Annotated in this window: 9 protein-coding genes; 4 read left to right on the top strand and 5 right to left on the bottom strand. The window is 52.3% G+C overall.

Annotated features, from left to right (window positions below; translation table 11 throughout):
- Positions 1–76: 76 nt before the first annotated feature.
- Together FJM65_RS00945 and FJM65_RS00940 are read right to left on the bottom strand one after the other, a co-directional pair.
- Entirely contained in the window at positions 77–655 is a 579-nt protein-coding gene (locus FJM65_RS00945; RefSeq protein WP_239022781.1) for a hypothetical protein, read from the bottom strand.
- A 49-nt stretch (positions 656–704) separates the two neighbouring features.
- Complete coding sequence (locus FJM65_RS00940) at positions 705–2981, bottom strand: efflux RND transporter permease subunit (RefSeq protein WP_140618438.1); 2277 nt, start codon at positions 2979–2981, stop codon at positions 705–707.
- Between the two features lie 221 nt (positions 2982–3202).
- On the opposite strand from FJM65_RS00940, the gene FJM65_RS00935 reads away from it, so the two are divergent.
- The 4 genes from FJM65_RS00935 to FJM65_RS00920 all read left to right on the top strand — a co-directional run bounded on the left by FJM65_RS00935 (position 3203) and on the right by FJM65_RS00920 (position 8041).
- On the top strand, positions 3203–3997 hold the full coding sequence (locus FJM65_RS00935) for a thymidylate synthase (protein WP_140618436.1): 795 nt from the start codon (positions 3203–3205) through the stop codon (positions 3995–3997).
- Positions 3998–4005: 8 nt separating this feature from the next.
- Positions 4006–4392 (top strand): hypothetical protein, encoded by a 387-nt coding sequence (locus tag FJM65_RS00930; protein WP_140618434.1) that lies wholly within the window; start codon positions 4006–4008, stop codon positions 4390–4392.
- Positions 4393–4509: 117 nt separating this feature from the next.
- Positions 4510–5274, top strand: a complete 765-nt coding sequence (locus FJM65_RS00925) for an MBL fold metallo-hydrolase (RefSeq protein ID WP_140618431.1) — start codon at positions 4510–4512, stop codon at positions 5272–5274.
- A 112-nt stretch (positions 5275–5386) separates the two neighbouring features.
- Complete coding sequence (locus tag FJM65_RS00920) at positions 5387–8041, top strand: TonB-dependent receptor plug domain-containing protein (protein ID WP_181163604.1); 2655 nt, start codon at positions 5387–5389, stop codon at positions 8039–8041.
- A 54-nt stretch (positions 8042–8095) separates the two neighbouring features.
- On the opposite strand, the gene FJM65_RS00915 is transcribed toward FJM65_RS00920, so the two are convergent.
- The 3 genes from FJM65_RS00915 to FJM65_RS00905 form a co-directional block, all read right to left on the bottom strand.
- On the bottom strand, positions 8096–8812 hold the full coding sequence (locus FJM65_RS00915; RefSeq protein ID WP_140618427.1) for a 3-ketoacyl-ACP reductase: 717 nt from the start codon (positions 8810–8812) through the stop codon (positions 8096–8098).
- Positions 8813–8940: 128 nt separating this feature from the next.
- A complete protein-coding gene (locus tag FJM65_RS00910; RefSeq protein WP_140618425.1) occupies positions 8941–12069 on the bottom strand; it encodes a M4 family metallopeptidase in 3129 nt (1042 codons plus the stop codon).
- Between the two features lie 305 nt (positions 12070–12374).
- Positions 12375–13193, bottom strand: coding sequence for an aminotransferase class IV (locus FJM65_RS00905; RefSeq protein WP_181163603.1), 819 nt, complete (start codon positions 13191–13193; stop codon positions 12375–12377).
- Positions 13194–13195 lie beyond the last annotated feature (2 nt).

The raw sequence follows: 13195 nt of genomic DNA, 5'->3' as shown, positions 1-13195 counted from the left end.
CTGCCAGCTGATTATCTTCTTAAGAGCCTAACAAAATTCGTGCGTTATACGATCCATCTGCCACGCAGGCACAAACTTATACTTTCTTTTTACGCTTCGGCTTGGAGTTGGCCTTGTTTAGCCGCACCTGCAGGAAGACGGCATACAGCAGAAGTATAAATGCGCCCACTGCCAGCACTGTGATCACTTTGTCTTTGCCATACTTTACGTCGTAGCTGGCCTTTACCTGGCTCTGCAGCTCTGCCATCTCACGGTCTTTTTTGCGCAGCGTGCTCTCCAGCGTCTTCACCTCGCCCTTCAGGCTGCTGATCTGCTTTTCAAAATTGCGCTGGTCTTCTATGGTAAGTTTGCTCTCGCGCTTGCTTTGCACTGTTTGATGCGCAAACTGGCGCAGGCTGTTCTCTTTCACCGCAGCCACCAACTCAGAGTCCAGGTTAATGATTTTCTTAAGGGTTTCAATGATACTGAGCAGGTCTTTTTTGGACTGAGTGCCCCAGAAGCTGCTGTTTTGCTGCTTCAGGTACTGGTACTCCAGCACCAGCTGCTCCCGCTCGCTCATCAGCCGCGCCAGTTTATCTTCCTTCTCCTGTTCGCTCTGCGCCTGCGCCCCAATTACCAGGAGGCACAGCATCAACAATGTAAAAAGCTTTTTCATCTTCACTCGCATTACTATTCCCACAATTTACACGCAAATATGGTCATCCTTATTGGATTGGGCCTAATTTATTTTTAGGAATTCGGTAGAAACAGAGCACCAGCACGGGCAGCAGCATCAGGTCGGCGACAACGGCAAATACCAGTGTCAGGCTTACAAAAAGGCCCACATAAAAGGTGGCATCAAAGGTAGAGAGCACCAGCGTCAGGAAGCCGGCCACCAGGATGCAGGAGGTAATGATGATGGCCTTGCCCGTGGAAATAAACGTGCGCTTCACGGCATAGGGAAGTGATTTGCCGGACACCAACTCCAGCTTCAGCTTGCTCAGGAAATGAATGGTATCGTCCACGGCTATACCGAAGGCAATGGTGAAGATAATGGACACTGACACCGTAAATTTTACGCCCATCAGCCCCATGATGCCCCCGATCATCAGCAAAGGGATGATGTTGGGGATGAGCGAAATGATGACCATGCGAAAAGACCGGAAAATCAGCCCCACGATAACAGCAATAACGGCAAAAGCTATCAGCAGCCCCTGCATCATGTTCTGGGTGACGTAGGTATTGTTCTTGTCGAGCAGGATGGCGCTGCCAGTAAGGCGGGTTTGCAATAAATCCGGGTTGATGTGCTGCCGGATAAAACGCTGCAGCGAGTCGTTTTGGGCTGTGGCTCGGGCGCTGCCAATGCCCTGCATGTTGCCGCTCAGGCGGCCTTCCTTGTCGTCTGCCGTTACCACGCTCCGGAGTTCGCTGCGGTTGCGGAAGGCCTGCAGACGGCGCTTTATACTTTGCAAATCACTTCTGCTATCGGGCAACGTATAAAATTGCTGCAGTCCGCCGTTTTGTGCGCGGTTCAGGGTCTTCACGATAGTGGCAGGAGAGGAGATAAAGTTGAGTCCATAGGTTTGGCGCAGGTATACTTCCAGCTTCTCCACTTCCTGCAGCACCTCCTCATCAAATAATGTATGGCCTTCGGCTGCCATCAGGTGCAACTCAAAGGGCCGCACGCCCGCAAACTTCTGATCAAAGTATAAAAAGTCTTTGATGATCGGATCGTCATCCCCCAGGTCTTCCAAAAGCGTTGTATCAACTTTTATCTGGCTGATGCCCGCCAAACTCAGCACCACCAGCACGGCACTGGAGGCAAGTATGGCTTTGGGGTGCAGCAGCACAAAACGCAGCAGCCGGCGCATAAAAATGGGCCAGGAAAAAGTTACCTTACCTGCCTTAATGGGGTTGGGCTTTTTAAGGAGCAGTAGGAGGGCCGGCAAGCTGGTGAAAGCCAACAGGTAAGCAAAGCCAATGGAAATGGCCGTGTAAAGGCCGAAGTTCCGGATTGGAACGATAGCCGTGGTCAGCAAGGTTAGAAAGCCGACAGCCGTAGTGAGAGAGGTAAGGAACGTGGCCAGCCCGACTTCTTTCACCGTCAGCTTCAGGGCAGGCAGCTTGTCCTGGCCGCTGGCTATTTCGGTGATGTAGCGCGACAGGATATGGATCACATCGGACATGCCCACCACAAACATGATCGTGGGCAGCAGCACCGTCATCAAATCGATGGGTTTGTTGAAGAGGCCCATCACGCCCATGGCCCAAAGCACCGATAGCAGCACCACCAGGAGCGGCACCAGCACGCCCCAGGCCGTCCGGAGAGCCACCCACAGAAAAATGATGACCAGCACAATGGAAGCCGACATAAAAATGGCCAGCTCCACCTTCATCTTGTCTACAAACACCGACTGCGCCAGTGCTTTTCCGGCCACGTGGGTTTGAGGCAGCTGCAGTTCCTCCAGTTTCTGTTGCAGGGCCGCCATCAGAGTGTCGCTGGCGCCTTTGCCCAGGTTATCCGTTGTCTGCACAAACAGCGACACGGCCGTCGCGTCCTCGGAAAACAAGGTTCCCACCAATTCCTCCGAAGTATAAATGTTTATGGAATCCTGTTGATAGCGATCCGGCTCTGCCACGTGCAAGTATGGGATCTCAAAATAGCCGAAAGCCTCTATCACAGGGCTCTTTACCGTGGTAGGGGAGAGCACCGCCCTGACGTGGGGCTGCCGTTGCAGGTAACTTGTCAGGCTGTCGACTTTTGTTAAAAAAGGTTTTTCAAAAACGCTACGGCCCTGGTTGTCTATGCCTATCAGCAGGTAATCGTTGTCGTTGCCGAACTTGTCGCGGTAGCTGAAGTAGTAGGCCAGGTCAGGGTCTCCTTTCGGGAAGAAATTATCGAAGTCGTAATCGAAGCGCAGGCGCGAGGCAAAGTATACGCTAAGCGCCGTGAGCACGGCCAACAGCAGCAACACCAGGTAGCTTAAGTTTCGGTAGTTCAAGGTAAGGGCTCTTATGCTGATAATTTTGCAAAATTAACCTGCACCGTCTGTTTTTGTTCGCTGAGCCCGCTGCTTTCTTGCTTTATACTTGTCCAGAGCTATAAAGTAAGAAAGCAGCCGGAAAGAGAGGTTTCTGCTGCGCAGCATGTATCACGAACACAACGTTCAGAACTCCGAAGTCTTTACTATCTTTATAGCTCCACAAACCGAGAGCAGAAAGTATGAAGCAATATTTAGAGTTGATGCAGCACATCCTGGACAAAGGAGTGAAGAAAGAAGACAGGACCGGCACCGGCACGTTGAGCATTTTTGGCTACCAGATGCGCTTTGACCTGCAGGAGGGCTTCCCGCTGGTTACCACCAAAAAAGTGCACCTGCGCTCCATCATCCACGAGCTGCTGTGGTTCCTGAAAGGCGACACCAACATCAAGTACCTGAAAGACAACGGCGTGAGCATTTGGGATGAGTGGGCCGACGAGAATGGCGATTTGGGCCCGGTATACGGCTCGCAGTGGCGCAACTGGCCAAGTCCCGACGGCCGCCACATCGACCAGATCACCCAGGTGGTAAACCAGCTGAAGAACAACCCCGACTCGCGGCGCATTATCGTGAGCGCCTGGAACGTGGCCGAGATCGAGCACATGAAACTGCCGCCCTGCCATGCCTTTTTCCAATTCTATGTGGCCGAAGGCAAGCTGAGCTGCCAGCTGTACCAGCGCTCCGCCGACGTGTTTTTGGGCGTACCGTTTAACATTGCCTCCTATGCGCTGCTGGTGCTGATGATGGCGCAGGTAACCGGCCTGGAGCCCGGCGAGTTTATCTGGACAGGCGGCGACACGCATTTATACCTCAACCACCTGGAGCAGGCAAAACTGCAGCTAACCCGCGAGCCGCGCGAGCTGCCGCAAATGAAGCTTAACCCCGACGTGAAAGACATATTCCAGTTTACGTTTGAGGACTTTGAACTCATGAACTATAACCCGCACCCGGGCATCAAGGCTCCTGTGGCCGTATAAGCTATACTATGGCAGACATCATCAAGGGAAGAGAGGCGATATTTAACCAGCTAAACAAGCTGCAGGCTGATCAAAAACCCGCGTTTGGGAAAATGAGCCCGCAGCACATGGTGGAGCACCTGGCTTTTGTGATAAAATTCTCGAACGGCAAACTGCCCCAAAAGCTGCATTACAATGCGGAGAAGGCTGAGAAATTTAAGCAGAATACCATTTACAGCGATAAAGAGCTGATGCCGGGCTTCCGGGCACCAATGCTGGGAGACGAGCCGGAGCAGCTCATCCATAGCAGCCAACGCGCCGCCCTGGAGAATCTGCGGCAGGAGTTGGAGGCTTTCGACACGTTTTCAGGGAGATGCCAGATGCCAGGCCGGTTAGCCCCACCTTGGGGGAGCTGACGTATGAGGAGTGGGTGATTTTTCATAACAAGCATTTTCGGCACCACCTCCGGCAGTTTGGTTTAGCCTAAACAAACGGTACATACGTATGTTAATAGCTAAAACCCAATCAAAACTATGAAACTAAAAAGTATACTTGCGCTGGCTTTTAGCCTCGGCCTTGCACCTGCTATGGCGCAGCAAACAGCCACACCGGACACCATTAAAACCACGGGCGGACCATTGATTATTCAGCCGATTACGCACGGCACACTGGCGCTGCAGTTCAAAGGCAAAACAATTTATGTGGACCCTTACGGTGGGGCAGCGGGCTTCTCCGGTTTGGCCAAGCCGGACCTGATCCTGATCACCGACATCCACCCGGACCACCTGGACATGTCCACGCTTTCCAACATCCAAACGGAAGGTATAAAAATAGTGGCACCGCAAGCCGTGGCCGACAGTCTGCCGCAAAAGTATAAGCAGCAGGTGGTGGTGCTCAAAAACGGCGACAAAACAGAGCAGCTTGGCATAAAAATATTGGCCTTGCCCATGTATAACCTACCGGAAAGCGCTGATGCAATGCACCCGAAAGGCCGCGGAAACGGCTATCTGCTGGAGATGGGCGGGAAGCGCGTGTACATTTCCGGCGACACGGAGGGAACGCCCGAAATGCGCAACCTGAAAAACATTGACGTGGCTTTTGTGAGCATGAACCTGCCTTATACCATGGACGTGGATCAGGCCGCCGAGGCCGTGCTGGCCTTTAAACCGAAAATCATCTACCCTTACCACTACCGCGGCAAGGACGGTTTGAGCGATGTGGACTCGTTTAAGCAGCAGGTAAACACGAAAGACAAGCAGATTGAGGTGCGCCTGAAAAACTGGTACCCCGAGCAATAGTATAAAGTTGTTGTTGTAGATGAAGCACAGGCCAAACGCCTGTGCTTCTTTGTTTTTGATTTCAAGTATAAATGGTATCTTCCGGCTGATTTTCAACGAAACAGCCAATCACTTGAAACAAGCTTTACCCTCTCTGAAGCGCCTGCCGAGGCGTTTCATACTTGTTGCCCTGTCGCTTTATACTTTGCCAACGGCGGCACAGACTGTCAAACAAGACACCGTGCAGACAGGCTTTGCCCGGCTTCCGGCTGCGGCTGTCACCGAGCCAGCAACAGTACTACACCCCGACAGCCTGCACGCGGGGCTGGTGACTTACACCGAACAGTTGCTAAAGGGGCAAATAGCTGGTCTGCGGGTACGTGATGCAAGCGGCGCGCCGGGAGCAGAAGTGCTGATGAAGCTGCGGTCCGGCACGAGCTTTTACGGAGGAGATGCGCCGCTGGTAGTGCTGGATGGCGTCCCACTGGATGATAACAAGCTTTGGGATAGCTGGCTAACGACGCAGCAACAAGAAACGGGAAATTCCTACCAAAGCCGCCTGTCTTACATTAATCCCGCTGATGTGGCATCTGTCACCTATCTGAAAGATGCTGCCCTCAATGCCGTGTATGGCAGCAGGGCTGCAAACGGCGTGCTCTACATCCGCACAAAGCAGGCAGAACGCACAGCTGGTACAAAAATAACTTACAGCGTAACAGGGGCATTTTCCCAGCTCCGGAAGAAGGCCGATCAGGTATTGAGCGCAGCGGAGTTCAGGGAGTTGATACAGGAGAAGTTTCCGGAGCAGGAGGAGGCGCTGGGAAATTATGATACAGACTGGCAAGACGTTATCTACAGAAATGCCTTTAGCCAAAACCATCACCTTTCTGCAAGCGGAAACCTCTTTAAAACAGTGCCATACTATGTCTCTCTGAACTATTTAAATCAGAATGGCATCATCAAAACATCAGGCCAAAAACGCACATCAGGGCTAGTTTCCCTTAATCCGTCGTTGCTGCACGATCACCTGAACCTGCAGTTATCCTACCGGAAAGCAGCTGAGAAAATAAACGTGATCAATGAGGGGGCCATTAGTGCGGCATGGCTGTTTGACCCGACACAGCCAGTGCACCAGAAAAACAAGTATGGAAATTATTTTACCTACCTTGATGAGTCCGGCAATTACTTATACCCTGAGGTAAGAAATCCCTTGAGCCTGTTAGAGCAGAGCCAGGACTACGAGGAAAATAGTACGGACTTGTTACAGGCAGCTTTACAGTATAAGCTGCATTTTTATCCTGCCCTCAGCCTTCATGCCCGCTACGCGAGTTTTAAACAGACTGCCGATTTCACCTCTGTACGTCTCAACGACATGGATCTGTATGAGTATTATGGCAGCATCACCAACCTTTATAAAACAGATATCAGCTGGAAACAAAAGCAGGTATATGTCGCTTTTGATAAGGCTCTAAAGCCCCTGCAGACCCAACTGAACCTATCGGCAGGGTTAACTCGGAAAGAGCGCGAGAATGACTTGCTGGTTGAAGGCCCCATTTTTGGCAATGAACGCCTACCGCTTCAGACGAGCAAGAGTATCTTAAAGTACAACCTTTCACACGAGGCCCTGTTTGGCATGGCTGCTCTACAAGTAAGGGGCCGCTACAGCCTAAATGCTGCCCTTACGAATGAAAAAGCCTCTACCTTTCTCATCAGAGACGAAAAAACAACTACTGTTGGGCTGGGCGCTTCCTGGAATGTAGCGGAGGAACCATTTTTGAAGGACATCTCTACACTGAGCCAACTACGGCTTTTCAGCAATTACAACGACATAAGGAAACCTGAACTTAGTTCGTACATCAGTAGTAAGGAACCTATAAAACAAGAGCGCACAAAAAAGTGGAATGCAGGCATCTCCTGGGAGCTGCTGAACGAAAGGGTCTCCGCAAGTTTCAGCTACTATAGCACTTCAACAGACGACCTCTATTTAAAGTGGCCAACTGCATCCGGAACTGGAAACAGATACATTTTTGTAAATGGAGGTGAGTACAAGTCCAATGGCGTGGAAGCCAGTGTTAATGCCATTCTCCTAAACAAGAGCTCTTTTACATGGCAGTTAGGCGGAAACGTTACCACCCTACGCTCCGAGGTTGTATCGCTCAACCCATCCATTGCGCTAGATAAACTTATTTATACAGACGACAAGTATGGCTTAGCGTTGGAAACGGGAAAACCGGCAAACACTTTCTATTTATACCAGGTAGTGTACGATGAAAAAGGTTTGCCGACAAGTGAGCTAAAGAAGAACCAATTTGGACATGAAGCAAAGTATGGAATGCATTCTGCAGAGCCTAAGCTGGTGTGGGCGGTGCATTCGCAGATAAACTACCAAAAGTGGCATGCTGGCTTTCTGGTAAGAGGCGAAGCAGGGCAGTATGTTTGGAACTACATGGTCGGGAGGACAAGCAACCCCGTGCTGTATAATGCCCCCTCGGTAGTTTTAACGAATACTACCCGAAATTATAGAGAGAACGGCTACCAATATATTAACTCACACTCTGACCATTACCTGGAGAAAGCTTCTTTTGCCCGCATGGAATACCTGAGTTTAGGATATGACGTGGGAAGCATTTGGAAGGAACGGGCGAAGCTAAGTTTATCGGCATTCGTGCAGAATACCTTAGTGCTCACCAAGTACAGCGGCCAGGATCCCGAAGTAGAAAACGGAATCGATTTTAACCATTATCCGCAGCCGCGAACTTTCTCAGTTGGCTTAAAGCTTGAGATTTAAAGTATAAACCCGGGGTGAGTGGCTCCGGGTTTTATACTTTGTGTGCTTAACTTACTACGGATTTGTGGACCACAAGCCCGCTTCTTTCACAAACACGCGGCGGTTGAGCTTCAGCTGCGAGATGATGAGCTCGGCAAAGTCTTCGGGCTGCATTACGCGCTCGGGGTTACCGTCCGTTAGTTTCAGGTCAATGGCCATATCGGTGGCAACGGTGCTGGGGGTAAGGGTGGTAACGCGAATGTTGTGCTTGCGCACCTCCTGCATCAGCGACTCCGACATGCCGATCAGCCCAAACTTAGAGGCGCTATAGGCGCTGGTGACAGGAGCTCCCTTTTGGCCTGCCGTAGAGGAAACATTCACTATGTCGCCCGTTTGCCGCTCTATCATCTCCGGCAGCACGGCGCGCGTTACATAGTATGGCCCCAGCAAGTTCACCTTAATGATGTTTTCCCACTTATCTGGCGCCATCTCCAGGAACTTGGCAAATGCGCCTACACCCGCGTTGTTTATCAAAATATCGATTGGGCCCAACTGATTCTTAGCCTCGCCTACTGCCTTGTTCACCGCATTAATATCGGTGACGTCGGCCGTTACCACGGCGGCTTTCACGCCTTTTGCCCGAACGGCCTCGGCTACTTCTTCCAGCTGGCTGGTAGTGCGCGCCATCAGCGCGACGTTCACGCCTTCTTCGGCCAGGGCCACGGCAATGGCGCGCCCTATTCCTTTACCTGCCCCGGTTACCAGGGCATTTTTTCCTTTTATAGCTTCCATTAGATATTTGTTTAATGATTGCAGGATTAGAAACAGTGTCTGCTAAAAATTGTTTAGGGGCTCATTAAACAAACAGCCCCCTGCCACAAGGCAGAGGGCTGAAAAATAATCAGGAGTTAGTATAAAATCTATTCTTTCACGAAGCGCTGGAACAGCTGCTTTTGGCCGTCAAACAGTTCGATGGTATAAATGCCTTTGGGCAGTCGTACCACGTCCACACGGTTGATTCCTTTCTGAAGCTGTAGCTGCATCACTTCAGCGCCAGTCACGCTCGTAACACGCAATTGCGTATCCTGGGCCGGCGCCGCAATGTTCAGGTAATCGTGCGCAGGGTTAGGGTAAGCCAGCGCAGCCACAGACTGCTCATGGCCCAGCACCTCTGCCTTGCCCGAATCGCCTGCCTTCGTGGCCGCTGCGATTGCGGTAATGGTATTGCTCACGCTAATGCTATAGTCTTCCACTTCGCCGTAGCTAAACGTTTCGCAGGCGGTCTGGGCAGCGTTATACTTCATGGAGACACGCATGCGGGTAGTGCCCAGCAAGGCTGTAGATGGCACGCTTACAGTGGCGCTGAGGGTGCCGCTGCTGGAGCTGGAGCCACTTACCACCAGTTCACCGGAGTCCTCAAAGTCTCCGTCCTGGTTAAAGTCAATCCAAATTTTCCAGTACTCGGTGTAGGCGCTGCTGGCAAAGCCTGCGCTGATGTAGATGGTCTGGCTGCTGCCCGGCGCCACCGTGCCCACCAGGCTGGTGTTGTCTTTGTAGCCGCCGTCGTTGCCAGAGCTTTTGTTGATGCCCGCAAACTGCACCAGGTCTATCCACTCATAGCTGGAGTTGCTGCCTTTAGAGGCACAGTAGGTAACGCTGCCGGCGGTGGTGGTAAAGGTAGCCGAAGAAGAATAGGCCGAGCTGCCTCCCGCGCAAACGGTATTTACCTGATACTCGTAATTAGTGCCGGCTGTTAACCCTGTTGCACTTGCCGAAGTGCCCGTGACGCTGCCGGTGGTCCAGGTGCTGGTGCCGGTTGGCCGGAAGCGCACGTTATAGCTGCTGGCGCCACTCACGGCAGACCAGGAGAGGGTGGCTGAGGTGGCAGAGATGTTAGAGGCTGTTAGGCCAGTAGGCGAGTTGCAGGTTGGCGTAGCTCCGGAGAAGCTAACGGTATAGTCTTCCACCTCGCCGTAGCCAAACGATTCACAGACAGTTTGTGCGCCGTTATACTTCATAGACACGCGCATGCGGGTGGTGCCGGAGGCGGAGGAGGCGATATTCATAGTACCGGATACAGCCGACTTGCTCAAGCTTCCTGCATCGAACGCCAGCTCGCCAGCGTCGTTAAAATCCCCGTCTTTGTTATAGTCAATCCAGATCTTCCAGTACTCACTGTAGGTAGAGCTCGCAAAACCTGGGGTAAGCTGTACGGCATTGCTGCTGCCGGGGGCAAGGGTAACGGTCGTTCCGGTAAAATCAGAATATCCCGCCGCACCGGATGTTTTAGTGAAGCTTCCGATTTTCACCCCGGCGATCCACTCATAAGAAGAGTTGTTGCCTTGTGAGGCGCAATAGGAGATCTCGCCATACTTGCCGCCGACGCCAACGGCGTTCCAGGCGTTGGTGGTTTGCACCACCGCGTTTGAGCCCGCGCCATACAAATCCTCAGCCGCCTGGATGGCAAACGTGCGCGCATCGGCATAGGTAGAGTTCGCGCTCATGTACACGCTCTCCATACGGTAAACGATCTTGGCCGCAGCCTCAATGCCAATGCCCGACACGTTAAAGCCCGTGCCCAAATCGTTGGTGCCGGACTTACCCACTGACAAAATGTAGAACCAATGGTTGATAACGCCGCTGTTGGTGTGCACACCACCGTTATCGCCGGTGCCGGTGTACCAGTAGGAGCCTTTATACGTATCGGGCTGGCTCTCCGCGTTAGGGTCTACCATGGAGCGCAGCGATGGGCGCTGCTTGTCGATGTCCTCGCCGATAAGCCAGGTAGATTTGTTGGGAGCGGCATAGTACTCCACAGCCGCCGCCCAAATGTCGGACAGGCCTTCGTTCAGCGCCCCGGACTCGTTGCTGTACACCAGGTCTGCCGTAGACGAGCAAACGGCATGGCCAATTTCATGCGCTCCCACGTCCAGGCTGGTCAGCGCGTCGAAACGGGTGGCGCCGTCGCCGTAGGTCATCACGGAGCCGTTCCAAAACGCGTTCTCATAATTCTGGTCGTAGTGCACATAGCTCTTGATTTTGGCGCCGTTGCCGTCGTAGCTGTTGCGGTTATGCTTGATCTTAAAGTAATCGTAGGTTTTCTGGGCCGCCCAGTGTGCATCCAGTGCCGCGTTGTCTTTGGCCGTATTGGCAAACTCCGCTGATGTCCAGTTGTTGTCGTTGTCGGTAAAGTCGACAGCCGTGTTGTAGCTGGTGATGGTGTTGCAGTCGTAGGTCTCGATGCCGCTGCCCCTGGAGGCGTCGCGCAGGCGATAGGAGCCGTTGTAGCTGTCGGTGGTGATGGTTTGCGTGCCGCTATAGCGCGTGCTGGCGGTGCCGGAGGCGGCCGCATGCTTAATGATGGCATTGGTATGCACAATATCGCCTGAGTGTGCATCCACATATACATAGGCACGGCTTAGCGGCTCCAGCGCATACACGTCAAACTTCCAGGCCAGTGTCTGCTGCCCTTGCTTTTCCTTATCCGAGCTTAAATAATTCCGCACAATCACCAGTTCTCCCTCTGGCAGGAAAGTAGCCTTCGGGTTGTTGCGGTCTTTCCTGATCCAGGCTTCCTGGTCTTTGTCTTGCCAGGCATAGGTTTTAGCGCCAACGTAGGAAATGGCTTTTTGCAGGGCAGCGCGCTCAGGCAAGGCAGGTTTGGTGTCAAGGCCTTTAACATGCTTAAACTCACCGCTCATCGCCTGTACTACATCATTCTTGGAGTGGATGGTAAGGTCGGCATACTCTACAGGCACATTCTGATAATACTGCGTGTAGCGCTGATGCACAAAGCCAAGCTTGTCTGTTTCCTGCTTCTTCAGCTTAAGCTCTTCGCCGGGCTGCATGCCCAGGTATGAACGCAGTGCCTGAGGGGCCTCGCTCGCCCGCAGCTTCTGGTTACCGTTTGCTTTAAAATCAATGAGTGTGGGGGCGCCGTGCGCCTCCTGCACATTGGCTTTCACACGCTGGCCTAAGTTGTCTTGCGCAGACGCCTGCCAGCTCAGCCCGCCAATCAACAGCGAAGCTAAAATGTAAACTTTCCTCATACTTGTTATTTAAAAAATTGAACATTAACAATGAGTGAAAGTTGGTTGCGTGAAGTCTTCGTTCTGGTGTTTAGATGTTATGATGTGGACCACAGTCATTCCCCCGAACAGGATATGTAAGTATACCTGCGACTAATGGACCTTATTGCCTCCAACGGAAGCAGTTGAAATAAAGTTAAGGATTTTTTTTCGCCGGTCAAGCATGCCATAGCAAAACATTAAACATGATATGTTATCAAGATAATCAACGCAATTACATCAATTTAAACTGGCGCTTTTATGTCGCTACGGGCAGTGTTGCCATGTTATAATCCCAAGCTAAGGCGCAGCTGCTGCACAAACTCCTCCTGCTGGCTTATGGGCTGGCCCTCTATACTTTCTATACCCCGGATGCCGGTTACGTTGGCAGCAAAAACGGCATCGGCTTTCAGAAGATGATCGGGGGACAGCATTACCTCCTGCACCTGCATCTGTTGTTGTGCGTAGCGCAGGATGTTGCGGCGGGCAATGCCGTTGATGCAGCCTGTTTCAAGAGCCGGCGTACAGAGCACCTGGTTCTGCACCCAAAAGATATTTGACGAAGTAAGCTCCGCCACCATCCCTGCCTGGCTGAGTAGTAGCATGTCGTCCAGCTGGTTTATACTCTTTTCGTGGGCGGCCAAAACATAGAGCGGTCCATTGGGGCCTTTAAAGTGGGAGAGGGGCGTGTAACTTGTATGCGCCGCCTTGCAAATTCCGATTTGAAGCGGCTTGCGGGAAGGAAGGGCCACTATGGGCGCTACTGTGGCCAACACATTTACTTGGTGCGTTTGGGGAGTATACAAACCTGCGCCGGCACGCCATACCTTTAGCTTCAGCCTGCCGGCGCCATGCGCTTTCTCCTGCTCCGCCAGTTGCAGCAAATGCTCTTCAAAAGCGGGTGATAGGATGTAAGAAGGTAACTCAAGCTGCAGCGCCAAAGCCGCCTCCTGCATCCGCTGCCGGTGGTTCTGCCAAAAGCGGAGACGCCCCTCGTGGATGATGGCGGTTTCGAAAAAGCCGTCGTTATACTGAAAGGCTCTGTCGGTGAGCGGCAGCCGGATTTCCTCTTCCGGCACCAGACGATTGTTATAAAGTATAAACAAGG

This window comes from Pontibacter mangrovi (genome assembly GCF_006385705.1).
GTDB classification, from domain to species: Bacteria; Bacteroidota; Bacteroidia; order Cytophagales; family Hymenobacteraceae; genus Pontibacter; species Pontibacter mangrovi.
Note: the sequence above shows the minus strand (reverse complement) of the source record. Positions and strands in the feature narration are given on the sequence as shown.

Coding starts and splice junctions, on each gene's coding strand:
- FJM65_RS00910 (WP_140618425.1), bottom strand. CDS start 12,069: ATGAGGAAAGTTTACATTTTAGCTTCGCTGTTGATTGGCGGGCTGAGC.
- FJM65_RS00930 (WP_140618434.1), top strand. CDS start 4,006: ATGGCAGACATCATCAAGGGAAGAGAGGCGATATTTAACCAGCTAAAC.
- FJM65_RS00945 (WP_239022781.1), bottom strand. CDS start 655: ATGAAAAAGCTTTTTACATTGTTGATGCTGTGCCTCCTGGTAATTGGG.
- FJM65_RS00925 (WP_140618431.1), top strand. CDS start 4,510: ATGAAACTAAAAAGTATACTTGCGCTGGCTTTTAGCCTCGGCCTTGCA.
- FJM65_RS00935 (WP_140618436.1), top strand. CDS start 3,203: ATGAAGCAATATTTAGAGTTGATGCAGCACATCCTGGACAAAGGAGTG.
- FJM65_RS00915 (WP_140618427.1), bottom strand. CDS start 8,812: ATGGAAGCTATAAAAGGAAAAAATGCCCTGGTAACCGGGGCAGGTAAA.